The organism is Stenotrophomonas sp. 01N47, assembly GCF_056399165.1.
The window spans coordinates 236,544-252,874 of sequence record NZ_JBFTQU010000005.1 but is presented as its reverse complement, the minus strand read 5'-3'; the positions used below and the strand labels follow the sequence as shown (position 1 = coordinate 252,874).

The 16,331-nt window shown below is 63.0% G+C and carries 12 protein-coding genes; 10 read left to right on the top strand and 2 right to left on the bottom strand.

The genetic code is table 11. The features are described from left to right. Nucleotides 1-37 precede the first annotated feature (37 nt). From folD to AC1DKR_RS10895, 9 genes are all read left to right on the top strand, one after another. Nucleotides 38-916, top strand: a complete 879-nt coding sequence (folD, locus tag AC1DKR_RS10935) for a bifunctional methylenetetrahydrofolate dehydrogenase/methenyltetrahydrofolate cyclohydrolase FolD (RefSeq protein WP_025874985.1) — start codon at nt 38-40, stop codon at nt 914-916. 177 nt (nt 917-1,093) lie between these two features. Further along, nucleotides 1,094-2,551, top strand: coding sequence for an IMP dehydrogenase (gene guaB, locus AC1DKR_RS10930; protein WP_140227099.1), 1,458 nt, complete (start codon nt 1,094-1,096; stop codon nt 2,549-2,551). A gap of 108 nt (nt 2,552-2,659) precedes the next feature. Next, nucleotides 2,660-4,225: a glutamine-hydrolyzing GMP synthase gene (guaA, locus tag AC1DKR_RS10925; RefSeq protein ID WP_478032837.1), complete on the top strand. Its 1,566-nt coding sequence runs from the start codon at nt 2,660-2,662 to the stop codon at nt 4,223-4,225. 383 nt (nt 4,226-4,608) lie between these two features. Then, nucleotides 4,609-7,437 (top strand): class I SAM-dependent DNA methyltransferase, encoded by a 2,829-nt coding sequence (locus AC1DKR_RS10920; protein WP_478032835.1) that lies wholly within the window; start codon nt 4,609-4,611, stop codon nt 7,435-7,437. Then, nucleotides 7,434-9,527, top strand: a complete 2,094-nt coding sequence (locus tag AC1DKR_RS10915) for a DEAD/DEAH box helicase (RefSeq protein WP_478032834.1) — start codon at nt 7,434-7,436, stop codon at nt 9,525-9,527. Before AC1DKR_RS10920 ends, AC1DKR_RS10915 begins: the two co-directional genes overlap by 4 nt. Beyond that, the gene (locus AC1DKR_RS10910) at nt 9,520-10,707 is read left to right on the top strand and encodes a GIY-YIG nuclease family protein (RefSeq protein WP_478032833.1); all 1,188 of its coding nucleotides are present in this window, start codon (nt 9,520-9,522) and stop codon (nt 10,705-10,707) included. Before AC1DKR_RS10915 ends, AC1DKR_RS10910 begins: the two co-directional genes overlap by 8 nt. A gap of 2 nt (nt 10,708-10,709) precedes the next feature. Next, complete coding sequence (locus tag AC1DKR_RS10905) at nt 10,710-11,990, top strand: abortive infection family protein (protein ID WP_478032831.1); 1,281 nt, start codon at nt 10,710-10,712, stop codon at nt 11,988-11,990. 140 nt (nt 11,991-12,130) lie between these two features. Next, a complete protein-coding gene (locus AC1DKR_RS10900; protein WP_478032829.1) occupies nt 12,131-12,532 on the top strand; it encodes a hypothetical protein in 402 nt (133 codons plus the stop codon). Next, on the top strand, nt 12,529-13,335 hold the full coding sequence (locus tag AC1DKR_RS10895; protein ID WP_478032827.1) for a hypothetical protein: 807 nt from the start codon (nt 12,529-12,531) through the stop codon (nt 13,333-13,335). Before AC1DKR_RS10900 ends, AC1DKR_RS10895 begins: the two co-directional genes overlap by 4 nt. Nucleotides 13,336-13,425: 90 nt before the next feature. On the opposite strand, the gene AC1DKR_RS10890 is transcribed toward AC1DKR_RS10895, so the two are convergent. Together AC1DKR_RS10890 and AC1DKR_RS10885 are read right to left on the bottom strand one after the other, a co-directional pair. Then, nucleotides 13,426-13,782 (bottom strand): hypothetical protein, encoded by a 357-nt coding sequence (locus AC1DKR_RS10890; protein WP_478032825.1) that lies wholly within the window; start codon nt 13,780-13,782, stop codon nt 13,426-13,428. A 553-nt stretch (nt 13,783-14,335) separates the two neighbouring features. Then, complete coding sequence (locus AC1DKR_RS10885) at nt 14,336-15,259, bottom strand: LysR family transcriptional regulator (RefSeq protein ID WP_478032823.1); 924 nt, start codon at nt 15,257-15,259, stop codon at nt 14,336-14,338. 96 nt (nt 15,260-15,355) lie between these two features. On the opposite strand from AC1DKR_RS10885, the gene AC1DKR_RS10880 reads away from it, so the two are divergent. Then, nucleotides 15,356-16,195, top strand: a complete 840-nt coding sequence (locus AC1DKR_RS10880) for a type 1 glutamine amidotransferase domain-containing protein (RefSeq protein ID WP_478032821.1) — start codon at nt 15,356-15,358, stop codon at nt 16,193-16,195. Nucleotides 16,196-16,331: the final 136 nt, after the last annotated feature.

Below are 16,331 nucleotides of genomic sequence, written 5' to 3'. Positions count from 1 at the left end.
GGACAATAGCGTCCCCGCCGCCCCACGCCCGCACCCGATGACCGACTCCGCCCCCCAGCTTCCTGCCCGAATCCTCGATGGCCGCCGTATCGCCGAGGACCTGCTCGACAGCCTGAAGGTGCGGGTCGACGCCCGTGTCGCCGCCGGTGGCAGCCGCCCGGGCCTGGCCGTGGTGCTGGTGGGGGGCGACCCGGCCTCGACCGTGTACGTGCGCAACAAGCGCCGCGCGGCCGAGAAGGTGGGCATCGAGGCCTATGACTACGACCTGCCGGCCGGCACCACCGAGGCCGAGCTGCTCGACCTGATCGACCAGCTCAACGCCGACCCGAAGATCAACGGCATCCTGATCCAGCTGCCGCTGCCGGGCATTCCCGATGCGCGCCGGCTGATCCAGCGCATCGACCCGCGCAAGGACGTGGACGGCTTCCACCCGGAAAACGTCGGCCACCTGGCCCTGCGCGAGTTCGGCCTGCGCCCGTGCACCCCGCGCGGCATCACCACGCTGCTGGGCCACACCGACCAGCCGGTGCGGGGCCGCAACGCCACCATCGTCGGCGTCAGCAACCACGTTGGCCGGCCGATGGGCCTGGAGCTGCTGATTGCGGGTTGCACCGTGACCAGCTGCCACAAATTCACCCCCAAGGACGTGCTGGAACAGGCCGTGCGCAACGCCGACATCCTGGTGGTGGCGGTCGGCCGGCCGGACATCGTGCCGGGCGAGTGGGTGAAGCCGGGCGCGGTGGTGATCGACGTGGGCATCAACCGCTTGGATGACGGCCGTCTGGTGGGCGATGTCGGGTTCGAGGCCGCAGCGCAGCGGGCGAGCTGGATCACCCCGGTACCGGGTGGCGTAGGCCCGATGACCGTGGCCACGCTGATGCAGAACACGTTGGAAGCGGCGGAAGCTGGGGTTTGACGACCCGGTATGCCATCCGAAGGTTCATGAGGTTGCCGGCCAGCGGCCGGCACTACCCGCTTCGGTAGGTGCCCTGAACAGATCTTCGCCCGCGCGACACTGCGTCGCATCTACCCCCTGCCACAGGCCGCGAAAACAGGGTAAAATGTCGCGCTTCCCCACATCTCGGGTATGCCGATGCTGCGCATCCAGGCTGAAGCACTCACTTACGACGACGTCTCGCTCGTCCCCGCTCATTCGACCATCCTGCCCAAGGACGTCAACCTCGAAACGCGGTTGACGCGCGACCTGAAGCTCAAGCTTCCGATCCTGTCCGCCGCCATGGATACCGTCACCGAAGCACGCCTGGCCATCGCCATGGCACAGCTGGGTGGCATGGGCATCATCCACAAGAACCTGAGCGTGGAGCAGCAGGCCGCGGAAGTGGCCAAGGTCAAGAAGTTCGAGGCCGGCGTCATCCGCGACCCGATCACCGTCGGCCCGGAAACCACCATCCGCGACGTGCTGGCCCTGACCCAGGCGCACAACATCTCCGGCGTGCCGGTGGTGGGCAGCGACGGCCTGCTGGCCGGCATCGTGACCCATCGCGACATGCGCTTCGAGACCGAGCTGGACGATCCGGTCCGCCACATCATGACCAAGAAGGATCGCCTGATCACGGTCAAGGAAGGCGCCGCGTCGGATGAAGTGCTGCAGCTGCTGCACCGCAACCGCATCGAAAAGGTGCTGGTGGTCAATGACGAGTTCGCCCTGCGTGGCCTGATCACCGTCAAGGACATCCAGAAGAACACCGACTTCCCGAACGCTGCCAAGGACATCGCCACCCGCCTGCTGGTCGGCGCGGCCGTCGGCGTGGGCGGCGATACCGACCGTCGCGTGGAAGCGCTGGTGGCTGCCGGCGTGGACGTGATCGTGGTCGATACCGCGCACGGCCATTCGCAGGGCGTGCTGGACCGCGTCAGCTGGGTCAAGAAGAACTTCCCGAACGTGCAGGTCATCGGTGGCAACATCTGCACCGGTGAAGCCGCGCTGGCGCTGCTGGACAGCGGCGCGGATGCAGTGAAGGTCGGCATCGGCCCGGGCTCGATCTGCACCACCCGCGTGGTGGCAGGCGTGGGCGTGCCGCAGATCACCGCGATCGACCTGGTGGCCGAAGCGCTGCAGGACCGCATCCCGCTGATCGCCGACGGTGGCATCCGTTACTCCGGCGACATCGGCAAGGCACTGGCCGCCGGTGCTTCCACCATCATGATTGGTGGCCTGCTGGCCGGTACCGAGGAATCGCCGGGTGAAACCGAGCTGTTCCAGGGCCGTTCGTACAAGAGCTACCGCGGCATGGGCTCGCTGGCTGCGATGGAGAAGGGGTCCAAGGACCGCTACTTCCAGGACGCCGCCACCGCCGACAAGCTGGTACCCGAAGGCATTGAAGGCCGCGTGCCGTACCGCGGCCCGGTGGGCGGCATCATCCACCAGCTGATGGGCGGCCTGCGCGCCACCATGGGCTACGTGGGTTGCGCCACCGTCGAGGACATGCGCAGCAAGCCCAAGTTCGTGAAGATCAGCGGCGCTGGCCAGCGCGAGAGCCACGTCCACGACGTGACGATCACCAAAGAGCCGCCGAACTACCGCTCCTGATGCGGGACGAGCAAAGAGGAACGAGGAAGCTGATTCCCGTTCCTCTTTCTCCATCTGCCGCTGAAAAATCTGACGTTTTCGTTTTCCCTACTGCATTGCCGGGGCGCCATGACCAACATCCATAACGACAAGATCCTCATCCTCGATTTCGGCGCGCAGTACACGCAGCTGATTGCCCGCCGCATCCGCGAGCTGGGCGTCTACTGCGAAATCTGGGCGTGGGACCACAACCCGGCCGAGATCGCCGGCTTTGGCGCCAAGGGCATCATCCTGTCCGGTGGCCCGGAATCGACCACGCTGCCGGGCGCGCCCGCCGCGCCGCAGGAAGTGTTCGACAGCGGCCTGCCGATCTTCGGCATCTGCTACGGCATGCAGACCCTGGCCGCGCAGCTGGGCGGTGCCACCGAAGCGGCTGACCAGCGCGAATTCGGCCACGCCGAAGTGAACGTGATCAACCCGGATGCGCTGTTCAAGGGCCTGAGCGACCACGGCGGCGAGCCGAAGTTGAATGTCTGGATGAGCCACGGCGACCACGTTTCCGTTGCGCCGCCGGGCTTCACCATCACCGCCACCACCGACCGCATTCCGGTGGCCGCCATGGCCAACGAAGAAAAGCGCTGGTACGGCGTGCAGTTCCACCCGGAAGTGACCCACACCCTGCAGGGCCAGGCGCTGCTGCGCCGCTTCGTGGTGGACGTGTGCGGCTGCCAGACCCTGTGGACCGCCGCCAACATCATCGACGACCAGATCGCCCGCGTGCGCGAGCAGGTGGGCGATGACGAAGTGATCCTGGGCCTGTCCGGCGGCGTCGATTCGTCCGTGGTGGCTGCACTGCTGCACAAGGCCATCGGCGAGAAGCTGACCTGCGTGTTCGTGGACACCGGCCTGCTGCGCTGGCAGGAAGGCGACCAGGTGATGGCGATGTTTGCCGAGCACATGGGCGTGAAGGTGGTGCGCGTGAATGCCGCCGACCGTTACTTCAGCGCGCTGGAAGGCGTGACCGACCCGGAAGCCAAGCGCAAGATCATCGGCAACCTGTTCGTTGAGATCTTCGACGAAGAGTCGAACAAACTGAAGAACGCCAAGTGGCTGGCGCAGGGCACCATCTACCCCGACGTGATCGAGTCGGCCGGCAGCAAGACCGGCAAGGCCCACGTGATCAAGAGCCACCACAACGTGGGCGGCCTGCCGGAGCACATGAAGCTGGGCCTGGTCGAGCCGCTGCGTGAGCTGTTTAAGGACGAAGTGCGCCGCCTGGGCGTTGAGCTGGGCCTGCCGCGCAGCATGGTCTACCGCCATCCGTTCCCGGGCCCGGGCCTGGGCGTGCGTATCCTGGGCGAAGTGAAGCGCGAATACGCCGAGCTGCTGGCCAAGGCCGATGCCATCTTCATTGATGAGCTGCGCAAGGCGGATCTGTACGACAAGACCAGCCAGGCGTTTGCCGTGTTCCTGCCGGTGAAGTCGGTGGGCGTGGTGGGCGATGCGCGGGCGTATGAGTGGGTGATTGCGCTGCGGGCCGTGGAGACGATCGACTTCATGACGGCGCATTGGGCGCATCTGCCGTATGAATTCCTGGGTACGGTGAGCAACCGGATCATCAATGAGTTGCGGGGGGTGTCGCGGGTTGTCTATGACATCTCGGGGAAGCCTCCGGCGACTATTGAGTGGGAATGAGTTGAAAGAACGAGGGCGCCGAGAGGCGCCCTTTTTTTTGCTCAGGGCCACCGGCTGGGCCGTCCGAGGACATCCCTCTGCCTAAGGTGCCCCGGCCAGACCGTGGAGGTCGAAAGGGTATGCAAGGCACGGCTGCCGGCGGACCTTGGGTCTGCGCAATCGGTGGTGAAGCTCATCTGTCAGCGATCGGGCAACCCTTGGAAAACAAAGGGTTGTGGCGTCTCACGGCTTGCGAAACTGGCCCTCCATCCTGCGGCTGAACGATACTAGGCGCTTGCCTTACGAGATCAGCGGATGCCACGTTTTCACGCCCCCATGGGACAGTCCCACCGCCCCATTGAACCTGCCACTGACGGCATGGTTGTCCGTGGAGGTTGCTCTGCATGAATGCGGTGGAGATGGAGGTGGCCTTGGCCGAAGTGGCTGCAGGTGTGTTTGACCCAGGCGAGTTCCCATTCCAGTTCCTTGCCGCGTTCGGCAATAACGGCATCACGCTCCAGCGCTTGCGCAAGGTAGGTGCGGGCGGGAGCAACTTTTCGGACGTGCCCGGCGGGGTGCTTCAGCGCAACAACATACACTTGGCCGCGTGCGCGCCGGGCGACGTGCATGCCACGCTGGAAGCGCTGCGGGCTAGCCCTAGGAACCGGCCCAACAAGGCCAAGTTGATATTGGTCACTGACGGCGAATCGGTGGAAGCCGAATACCTGGCCACGGGGGAGCCCCTGTCCTGCCCGTTCGCGCAGCTGGCCGACCACTTCGAGTTCTTCCTGCCCTACGCCGGCATCACCACGCTGCAGGCGATCAAGGACAATCCCATTGACGTTCGGGCGACGGTTCGCCTGAACAAACTCTACGTGGAGTTGCTGACGAATAACCCCGATTGGGACACCGAAGAACGCCGCTCGGACATGAACCACTTCCTGGCGCGTCTCATCTTCTGCTTTTTCGCCGAGGACACGGACATCTTCCACGGCGACAGCCTGTTCACGCGCGCCGTAGACCGCATGACCGAGCCAGATGGCTCCAACACGTGCCACGTGCTCGAAACGCTGTTCGCCACCATGAACCTGGAGATGGCCGAAAGGGCCGCAGCGGAGCTCCCCACGTGGGCCCAGCCGTTCCCCTACGTCAACGGTGGGTTGTTCGCCGATCGCATCGACGTGCCGCGTTTCACACGCGCTGCGCGCTCCTATTTGTTGCGCGTGGGCGAGTTGAACTGGCGCCAGATCAACCCCGATATTTTCGGGTCCATGATTCAAGCGGTTGCAGACAAGGAACAGCGTGGCGCGTTGGGCATGCACTACACCAGCGTGCCCAACATCCTCAAGGCGCTCAATCCGCTGTTCCTGGACGGCTTGCGCGCCCAGTTGGAGGCCGCTGGGGAACACAAGGGAAAGTTGCTGGCGTTGCGCCGGCGCATGGCCCACATCCGCGTCTTTGACCCCGCGTGCGGTTCGGGCAACTTCCTGGTCATCGCCTACAAGGAGTTGCGCAAGATCGAGGCCGAGGTCAATCGTCGGCGCGGGGAGGAAGATCGCAAGTCCGACATCCCGATCAACAACTTCCGCGGCATCGAGCTTCACGACTTCCCGGCCGAGATTGCGCGCCTGGCGCTAATCATCGCCAAGTTCCAGTGCGACGTGCTCTACCGCGGGCAGCAGCAAGCCCTGGCCACGGTGCTGCCGCTGGACCGCATGAACTGGATCACCCGCGGCAACGCCCTGCAAATCGACTGGCTGACCGCGTGCCCGCCCACCGGCACGGAGGTCAGCGTCCGGGGCGACGACCTGTTCACTACCCCGGCAGACCAGCCCGACATCGACTTCGAGAACGAGGGCGGGGAAACCTACCTGTGCGGCAACCCACCGTATGTCGGTTCCAACGCCAAGCCGCCGAAGGGGGCTACCAAGGAGCAGAAAGCCCGTATGAAACGGGAGGCCGAGTCGCGCAAGGCCGACATGAAAGCCGTGTTCGACAAGCGCACCAAGAAGTGGGGCTCGCTGGATTACGTGGCCGCTTGGTTTATGAAGGCCGCCGACTATGGCAAGGCCACGAAGGCTGCAACCGCGTTCGTGGCCACCAACTCCATTTGCCAAGGGCGTCAAGTCGCCACCCTCTGGCCCCTGGTGTTCGACACCGGCCACGCCATTGCGTTTGCGCACACCTCGTTCAAGTGGAAGAACCTGGCGGCAAAGAACGCCGGCGTATCGGTGGTCATCATCGGCATTTCGAACGCGCCGGGGAAGGAGCGGTTACTCTACAGCGATGGCGAGGACGGCCAGACGGTTCTCAAGGCCACAGACAACATTAATGCTTACTTGCTAGCCGGGCCGAATGTGTTTGTGGAGGAGCGCTCAAAGCCAGTGAGTGAGCTGATTCCCATGAGTTTCGGAAACATGGCCAACGATGGTGGCGGTTTGTTGCCCACGTCGGAGCAAGTTGAAGACGCTGTTGTTAACCACGGCGTGCCACGGCGTTTCATCCGGCCGTTTTTGGGGGCGGAGGAGGCTATTGGCGGAAAATGGCGCTATTGCATCTGGGTGGACGAGGCCTCGTATGGAGAGGCAGCGGCCAACCCATGGTTGGCTGATCGCTTCGCCATCGTGCGAAACCACCGCGCAGCTAGTGATCGAGCAACCACCCAGACACTCGCAAAAACTCCTCATCGTTTTGGTGAGGTCCGGCAAACGGGCGACGAAATCCCCGTTGTCGTGCCGCGCCACAGTTCTGAAAACCGTGATTATTTGCCTTTTGCTTTGGCGAGTTGCGGAGACATCGTGGCCGATAGTGCGTCGGCCTTGTTTAATGCGCCTTTGTGGAACGTTGCGGTTTTTGCCTCGCGCATGCACTTGGTGTGGATCGCCACCATTTGTGGAAAGATAAAAACAGACTTTCGCTATTCCAGCACTTTGGGCTGGAATACCTTCCCAGTGCCCAAGCTCACCGATCAGCAGAAGGCTGATCTGACGCGCTGCGCCGAGGGCATCCTGCTGGCGCGCGAATCTCACTTCCCCCAGACGATCGCCGAGCTCTACGACAAGATGCCGGAGGACCTGCGCCGGGCGCATGAGCGCAACGACGAGGTGATGGAGCGAATCTACGTTGGGCGAAGGTTTCGTAACGACTCCGAGCGCTTGGGCAAGTTGTTCGAGCTCTACACCAAGATGGCGCCTGCCCAAGGCAAGCCCCGATACAGAGGCAAAAAGGCATGACCGACAACCCGACCAATCAAAACTCGGTGCCCTCCGTTGAGATGGCCCTCGCGCGCACGGGCGCGTCGAGCAAGGTGGACGCCTACGGCATGCGCCCCATGCAAGCCCGCGCGTTCGCCAGTCGAGGCGCCCAATACCTGTTGATTAAGTCGCCGCCAGCGTCGGGCAAATCCCGCGCGCTGATGTTCATCGCCTTGGACAAGTTGAAGAATCAGGGCTTAAGGCAGGCTCTCATCGTTGTGCCAGAGCGCTCCATCGGTGGCAGCTTCGCCGACGAAATGCTGACAGAACACGGTTTCTGGGACGACTGGGTCGTGCGCCCGCAGTGGAACTTGTGCAACGCCCCGGGTGAAGACAACGGCAAGGTCGCGAAGTCCAAGATTCAGGCGGTAGGAGCGTTTCTGGCCAGTGACGACTCCGTACTCGTGTGCACCCACGCCACGTTCCGGTTCGCCGTGGATGAGTTCGGTATCGAGGCTTTCGACGACCGTCTGATCGCGGTGGACGAGTTTCACCACGTCAGCAGCAACCCGGAGAACAAGCTGGGCAGCCAGCTGGGACAGCTCATCGCGCGCAACCGGGTCCACGTGGTTGCCATGACCGGCTCTTACTTTCGTGGCGACACGGTGGCCGTGCTCGCGCCGGCGGATGAGGCGCGTTTCGAGACGGTGTCCTACACCTACTACGAGCAATTGAACGGCTACACCTACCTCAAGTCGCTCAAAATCGGCTATTTCTTCTACACCGGCCGCTATCTGGACGCGATCGTGAAGGTGCTGGATCCCGCGCTGAAAACCATCGTCCACATCCCCAACGTCAACGCCCGCGAAAGCCTCAAGGACAAGCACCGTGAGGTCGAGGAAATCATGTCCCGCCTGGGAATCTGGAAAGGCTTGGATCCGGTCACTGGCTTCCACCAACTCCAGCTGCCCGACGGGCGCATGCTCAAGGTCGCCGACCTAGTCGACGACAGCGACGAGGCCCAGCGCTCCCGGGTGCTGGCCGCGCTGAAAGATCCGACGCAGAAAGACAATCGTGACCACGTGGATGTCATTATCGCACTGGGCATGGCGAAAGAGGGGTTCGACTGGATCTGGTGCGAGCATGCCCTGACCATTGGATACCGCAGCAGCCTCACCGAAATCGTGCAGATCATCGGTAGGGCCACCCGGGACGCACCGGGCAAGGAGATTTCCCGGTTTACCAACCTCATCGCCGAACCCGCGGCCGACGAAGCGATGGTGGTAGACGCCGTGAACGACACCCTCAAGGCAATCGCGGCCAGCCTACTCATGGAGCAGGTGCTTGCGCCGCGCTTCGAGTTCACGCCGAAGAATGTGGGCGAAATGACGGGCTTCAACTATGGGGAGAATGGTTACCAAGAGGGCGGCAGAAACGTGGGTGTGAACGAGGCTACCGGTCAGGTTCACGTTGAAATTGGCGGGCTGGCCATGCCGAGCTCGCCCGAGGCTACCCGCATTTGCCGCGAGGATCTGAACGAGGTCATCACCACGTTCATCCAAGACAAGACGGCGTTGGAGCGGGGCCTGTTCGACAAGGAGAACACGCTGCCGGAGGACCTGACCCAAGTGCAGTTGGGCAAGATCGTGCGCGACCGCTATCCGGAGTTGAGCGCCGAGGACCAGGAGGCGGTGCGTCAGCACGCCATCGCCGCCCTCAACGTGACGCAGCAAGCCAAGCAGATTTTGGCCGAGGAGGTCCCCGGGGGCGAGACCGGCAGCACTTCGCTCATCGATGGCGCGCGCAAGTTCGTCAACGTTCGCGACCTGAACATCGATCTCATCGACCGGATCAACCCGTTCGACGCCGCCTACGCGGTCTTGGCCAAGGCCATGGATGAGAAGATCCTGCGCCAAGTTCAGGCCAGCATTTCGGCAAAGCGCGTGGCAATCCCCTACGAGGAGGCCAAGGCCTTGGCGCTGCGCGCACGCGCCTTCCAGGCCGAGAAGAAGCGCCCGCCGGATATCACGTCCACGGATCCGTGGGAGCGCAAGATGGCCGAAGGCGTCGTGGCCCTCCACAAGCACGTCCAGCAGCGCAAAACCGCCGGGGGCGATGGCAATGGTTGACATCGACGACGAGGCCCTGCTGGCGGAACTGGGCTATCAACCCAACCCCGTCAAGGTAGCGGCGCGCACGCCACAGGAAGAACGCATCTTGGTGGGCTTCCAGGAGATCGTGCGTTTTGCCGCCGACCACGGCCGGGCCCCGCAGCACGGCGAAGATCGCGACATCGGCGAGCGGTTGCTTGCTGTGCGCCTGGATCGATTGCGCGCGTTGAAGCAGGCGCACCCACTCCTGCTGCCGCTGGACACTCACCGGCTGCTCCAGGACGCGCCCACCTTGCCCGCGGACGACTCCGGCGACGCCGTGGACGACGAGACACTCCTGGCCGCGCTGGGCGCGCCATTGGGTGGGGAGGACGACATTACCCAGTTGCGCCACGTGCGGACCTTCGAGGAGCGCAAGGCTGCAGAGGAAATTGCCAATCGCACCGAGTGCGAAGACTTTGATCGCTTCCAGCCCCTGTTCGAGCGCGTGGAAGCTGATCTCAAGTCGGGCCTCCGCAAGGCCTTGCGGTTCGGCAGAGACGCCAGCGTAGAGAAGGGCAACTTCTTCATTCTGGGAGGGCAGATGGCATACGTCGCCGAGGTGGGCGAGCCGGTGCGAACGCCCAACGGCGAATCCAACGCCAGGCTGCGGGTGATCTATTCCAACGGCACCGAGAGTGATTTGCTTGAGCGCTCCTTGCAGCGGGCCCTCTACAAGGACGACACCGGCCGACGCATCACCGACGACGATTACGGTCCTCTGTTTGGGGATGCTTTGGAAACGGACGACGTGGTGAACGGCACCATCTATGTGCTGAGGAGCCTCTCTCGCCATTCATACGTCCAGAAGAATCAGCAACTGATCCACAAGATCGGCGTTACCGGGGGTAAGGTCGAGACCAGGATTGCTAACGCGGAGAGGGAGTCGACCTATATGTTGGCAAAGGTGGAGGTCATCGCCACCTACAAGCTCGCCAATATTAATCCCATTCGCCTTGAGAACATCTTTCATCGCATCTTCCAGCCTGCGCGTCTTGAGCTAACGCTCCGAGATCGGATGGGAGTTCCTGTGAAGCCGCGGGAGTGGTTCTTGATCCCGCTTCCTGTGATTGACGAGGCAGTCAAGCGCATCCAAGACGGGAGCATCACCGACTACGTCTATGACCCCGCCCAAGCCATGCTGGTTCGCCGGAGCTGATCGTGCTGACGAACCCTCTCGATGAACAGGTGTTGGAGCGGTGCTTGGGCGCCGCTTACGTGCTGCTCCAGGAGAGTGGGCATGCCGACGCGGCCGATCTTCTTCGCACCTCCACCGCATCTATCCAGCACGATACCTCTGACAACTGGAACGGGGGCACGAATTGCTGGAACGTCCTGCTGGAGGTGCCGGCGCCGGAGTTTGCGCGCTTGCGTCCCAAGCTCAAGGACGTTTGCGAACAGATCACCGAGGCATTGACGGAAGCCATTCCCCCGAATGGCCACGACTTCTTCGCCGCCCGGTTGATTCCCATCGTTGGCCAGAACGAAGATTGGCGCTCCTCCTCTCCAGTTGTCATTCCCCGTGCCGTTCGCCGGAACATCTTCGATGGGCTCCGATTGGAGCAGGTGAACGTGTTCGGCGCGTTGGACGACACCGAGTTCCTGAGCCGCATCTACGAGCTTCGTCGGTTGCCATCCACTGATTCGCGCTACAAGGACGCGGCTGGAGACATCTACCAGCACCGGGTCAATAATTTTGACTGGGACGATTACTGGATCTTCGACGACGACCGATTCCCGTTGCTCGATGGTCCGGCCGATACCTTCCTAAGGTTCCTGGCGGAAATGGTCCACCCGGTGGTGAGGCCTGACCGGGAGGAGGCCGCCACCATCGTTGAGCACCTCAACGACCAATTGCGGCAAGCTGGTTGGCACCTGGTCGAAGTCGAGCGGATCGCAGGACGGGCCCGGTACGAACCACGCCCGTTGACCTCCAACGATCACCGATCCTTTGAGAGGGGAAGGTCTGCGGCCGATTCCTTGGACGCCGGCGCCATCGCCAAGCAGATACAGCGCATGGAGTACGCGGTCGAGAAAGATCCCGAGCTGGCCATCGGCAGCGCCAAGGAGCTGGTGGAGTCTTGCTGTAAGACCATCCTGGGCAAGATGGGGGTGGAGATAGGCAAGAGCGATGACATGAACGACTTGGCCAAGAAACTGGCCAAGAGCTTGGACCTGGTGCCCGAAGGGATCGATGACCAAGCCAAGGGGGCCGAGTGCATCAAACGCATCCTGAGCAACCTGAACCAGATCGCCGGTAACCTGGCCAACCTTCGCCGCCTCTACGGCACCGGCCATGGCAAAGACGGCAAGCACCGTGGGCTACAGCCCCGGCATGCACGCTTGGCGGTGGCGTCTGCCGTGGCGTTTGTGGACTTCGTCACCGAGACCTACCGGGACCGCACGCAAGCACGGCCGGCCAAATCGGAGGTGGATGGGTGACAACTCAATCGGCAAGGAAGCCGAAGTCGGCGCAGCCTTCGGGCAAGAAGGGTCCTGTTGAGCGTTCCTCCAAAAAGCGGGTGTCAAAGGAGGGGCAGCGCAACGGACCGATTGTTCTGATCTCAGTCCAAGAGAGGTTCTTGGAAACGATCATCGTCGAGGGGATGACACGCATGCGGTGGTCCCGGACCTACGCGGAGCGCCGTGCGCGCATTTTTCTCCGCAAGGCCAATTCACCGTCGAAACTGCGCATGGTGGCTGCCAAGCTTGGCATGCTCGATGAAGCGCCGCCTACTCTGCAACCGAAGCCGCTTGAGAAGAAGGTGCCGGGGAAGACAAAGCTTCGCAAGAATCGGTTCAAGCCCTCGACCAAAATGACCAAGGCTGAGATAGCCAAGCTGCCGCCCGTCGATGCCAGGCCACCGCCCAAGACGGCACTGCAACGTCTAGAGCGTGCGCTGGGTCCGGATGATGGGAGGCGGCGGCGAGGAGGCAGCCCCGTGGTGCAAGGTGGCAGTCCGGGGTTGGGAAGGCGCCGATGAACGCGACCTTCAACCAAGTTCTCATCGTGGACTCCCTCCCGGAAGGCCAACTCAACACTGCGGCCCGCCTGTTTGCGGATGCCCAGGACTGGGCGCGGGTGATCAGCGACGTTCCCCACATCGCCAGCGTTCGTATTCCTTCCGGCGGTGCTTTTCTCGATTTGTTGGCCCAACTTGCTCATCAAGCATCCAGGGAGCCATACGCGCCGTTGCTTCACATCGAGTGCCACGGTGGGGAAGGCGGACTGGAGTTTGCTGACGGATCTTGGTTGACGTGGGACGACATGAAGCCAGCCTTCGTGGACCTCAACGTGGCCACGCGCTTGAACCTCATCACGGTGGTGGCTGCATGTCATGGCGGGGCCATCGCGAGTTTTGTTCGTGCCGAGCATCGGGCGCCGTTCTGGGCATTCTTGGCCCCGAAGCGGCGGATCTCGGCCGGGGATTTGGAGACGGCACTATCGGCCTTCTATCAAGCCCTCCTGATGACCCGGTCGTCGGAGCGGGCTATGGGCGCCCTTCGCGCAACGCGTGCAGGAAACGAGTTTTGGCAGTTGAGCGCGCAGACCATCTACCGCTTGATTGTCGAATACTATGCAGAACGACACCTCACGGATGAGGCAGTGCAGCTTCGTGCTGAAGCTCTGCGGGCACGCGCAGCGGAGCGAGGCGCCGATTGGACGCAGGCACAAGTCGAAGCCATGATTCGTGATCCAGGAATCTTTGAGAGATTTCGAATGGAATTTTTCATGATCGATCTGTATCCGGAACATGCCGAGCGTTTCCCACCGCTTGCAATCTAGATTTGCTTCGTGGTCGCTGTGGGCTTGAATCTAATTTGCACACCCTTGCCTTCCCTTGACGGCCCGATGGTCAAAGAATCGCGGTGGTGATCACTCCGGCCTAACCTCCCGGCAAGCCCACTCAGCCAACCCCCGGCAAGCCAGGAATAGCCCATCCACAACCCCCTCATCCAGATGCCTCTCCGGCTCCGCTGCCACACGGCAGCGGTCCGCCGAATGCAGCACCTCCAGCACCGTTAGCAGCCCGACCAACGCGCGCTCGGTTCTCGCCAGGCTCACGCGGCGGCCGGGTGACACGTCGTTCTCCGGCCAAGGCAGCCCATCAGCCCCCTCGCATCCGCGCATCCGCTTGAGAATGCCCAAGAAGGTGCTCAGATCCGGCAGTGGGGTGTCGTCGTTGATCGGCTCAACAGCGGCGTACGAGGAGAAGGTGTCGGATTCGCTCATGGCGTCGGTTTCCTTGGCTGTGCTTAACAGCGCCACCGCGTAGGCGGGGTGGCGGACGATGCGTGGCTGCAAACCGGTTGATGCAGCGCTATTGGCCGGTGAGTCCGAAGACTCCCACGCACCGCCCGCCAGAAAGGCCGACGGATTGCCCGCCGGCACCGGTTAAGGACGGTGCCGACGGGCAAGCGTAAACAACTTGCGCGTGCATCAAACGGGTTTGCAGACCCGTTGCCACCCGTTGTCGGTGGCGCGCCATGGTGTTTACGTTGTCGCTTCGAATGCAAATTGAAATTCGCGAAGAAATCGCGTGATTCGAGAGCGAAGAACTATTGTCGCACGCACCATTCGTGCAGCACGCGACGCTAGAAGACGCATTCGCGCAGCCGCTATGTTGATAGCGAATCAAAGTGGCGCAATCGCCCGTGCCACAAGCGAATAGTGCGATGGCCTTCTTTGCAACAGTTCTTAGTCGGCCTCGGTGGGGAGCGGCACCGGATCAGCCGCGTGGTCCGAAAATCGGTTCAAACCCGACACCATTAACAAGCCCCGGGCTTCAACCAACGCCATCCTCAACCGCGCTCGGATTCCCCACCAGCAACTCAATCATCGCCCGCGCCGCTGCCGACTGCCGCCGATGCGGCGCATAGATCACCGAGAACGGTCGCGATCTCCCACGCAGCTGCGGCAGCACTTCCACCAGCTGCCCACGCTGCAATCGATCACGCACGATGAACTCGTAGCTCTGGCAGATGCCGATGCCCTGTTCGGCCAGCGACACCACGCCCAGCACATCGTCGGAGGTCTCGATGGACGAACGCGGCAGCCAATCAACATCCCGCCCGCCATGCCGAAACACCCACGGCGCCAGCCGCCCAGTTCGCGGCATAACAAACGGCAGGCACAGGTGCTGCTGCAGGTCGTCCAGCGTCTGCGGCGTGCCGCGGCGTTGCAGGTAGTCCGGCGCGGCCACCAGCAGCAGTGGCGCGTCTTCCAGCTTTCGCGCCACCAGCCCGCTGTCCGGCAGCTGGCCCAGGCGGATGGCCAGGTCGAAGCCCTCGGCCACCAGGTCCACGTTGCGGTTGGTGATGTTCAGTTCCACCTGCACCTGCGGATACTGCTGCGCAAAGCGCGCCAGCACGGGCGGCAACCGGTAGTGGCCATAGGTGGTGGGTACGCTCAGGCGCACGCGGCCGGCCAGCGCACCGTCCTGGGCCAGTACGTCGCGCTCGGCGTCGTCCAGCAGGCCGAAGGCGGTGCGCACCTGTTCCCGATAGAGCCGCCCGGCGTCGGTCAGGCCCACGCGGCGGGTGGTCCGCTGCAGCAGCTGCCGGCCCAGTCGCGCTTCCAAGCGGGTGACCGCGCGGCTCAGCACCGAAGGCGTGGTGGACAGCGCCACCGCGCCGGCGGTGAACGAGCCGTGCTCGACCACCGCCAGGAACACCTCCACATCGCCCAGATAGTCGAACTTGCGGCTCATTTGGCTCTCCGGGGAACAGATGTTTTGCGATGGCACCAATTTATCGCCGCTGGAGCGATGAATAAAGTGGCGGCCATTCCCCGATAGGAGCTCTCCATGAACCTGATGACCCGGCTGGCCGCAGCGCTGGCCCTGACCCTGGCCGCGACCGGCGCGCATGCCGCCAACGTGCTGGTGGTGCTGTCCGACGAGAACCACCTGGACCTGAAGGACGGCAAGGTGCTGTCCACCGGCTTCTATCTCAACGAGCTGATGCAGCCGGTCAAGCTGTTGCTGGACGCGGGCCACGAGGTGACCTTCGCCACGCCGCAGGGGCGGGCGCCGACGGTGGATGCGTCCTCGGTGACGCCGGCGTACTTCGGCAACGATGCCGCGCAGCTGACGCTGCACAAGGAGCTGCTGGAGAAACTGGCGTTGACCTCGCCGACCGCCTCGCCGGTGGTCAGTCTGGCGCGCGTGGAGCAGCAGGGCTACGCGCGTTTCGATGCGGTCTACGTTCCCGGTGGTCACGCGCCGATGCAGGACCTGCTGAAGAGCCCGGCACTGGGCCGGCTGCTGGCCGACTTCCACCAGCGCAACAAGACCACCGCGCTGGTCTGCCATGGGCCGATCGCGCTGCTGTCCACGCTGCCGGATGCGGATGGTTTCGTGGCGAAGCTGGAAGCGGGTGCGACGCCGGCTACGCCGAAGTGGATCTACAGCGGCTACCAGATGACGGTGATCAGCAACCAGGAAGAAGAGCAGGCCAAGCCGCTGCTGAGCGGTGGTGAGATGAAGTTCTACCCGCAGACCGCGTTGCAGCGAGCGGGTGCGCGGTTCAGCAGCAATGCCACGCCCTGGACGGGGCATGTAGTGGTGGATCGTGAGCTGATTACCGGGCAGAACCCGGCTTCGGCGTTGGAGGTGGGGCAGCGGTTGGTTGAGCGGTTGAAGTAAGGTAGGTTCTTCAATGTAATATGTCAGCCTCAGCCGTCGCAGAACAACTTTCTTGCTCTGTGCAGGGACGTATCAACTATGTTCTCAGGAATGCGAGAGGATCTGCACAAGTGGCAAATGCGGTTGCTGTCTTTGA

Bases quoted from the DNA above. Each gene is read 5' to 3' on its own strand.
- AC1DKR_RS10910 (WP_478032833.1), top strand. From the start codon at position 9,520: ATGGTTGACATCGACGACGAGGCCCTGCTGGCGGAACTGGGCTATCAA.
- AC1DKR_RS10920 (WP_478032835.1), top strand. From the start codon at position 4,609: ATGAATGCGGTGGAGATGGAGGTGGCCTTGGCCGAAGTGGCTGCAGGT.
- guaB (WP_140227099.1), top strand. From the start codon at position 1,094: ATGCTGCGCATCCAGGCTGAAGCACTCACTTACGACGACGTCTCGCTC.
- guaA (WP_478032837.1), top strand. From the start codon at position 2,660: ATGACCAACATCCATAACGACAAGATCCTCATCCTCGATTTCGGCGCG.
- AC1DKR_RS10880 (WP_478032821.1), top strand. From the start codon at position 15,356: ATGAACCTGATGACCCGGCTGGCCGCAGCGCTGGCCCTGACCCTGGCC.
- AC1DKR_RS10895 (WP_478032827.1), top strand. From the start codon at position 12,529: ATGAACGCGACCTTCAACCAAGTTCTCATCGTGGACTCCCTCCCGGAA.
- AC1DKR_RS10885 (WP_478032823.1), bottom strand. From the start codon at position 15,259: ATGAGCCGCAAGTTCGACTATCTGGGCGATGTGGAGGTGTTCCTGGCG.
- AC1DKR_RS10915 (WP_478032834.1), top strand. From the start codon at position 7,434: ATGACCGACAACCCGACCAATCAAAACTCGGTGCCCTCCGTTGAGATG.
- AC1DKR_RS10890 (WP_478032825.1), bottom strand. From the start codon at position 13,782: ATGAGCGAATCCGACACCTTCTCCTCGTACGCCGCTGTTGAGCCGATC.
- folD (WP_025874985.1), top strand. From the start codon at position 38: ATGACCGACTCCGCCCCCCAGCTTCCTGCCCGAATCCTCGATGGCCGC.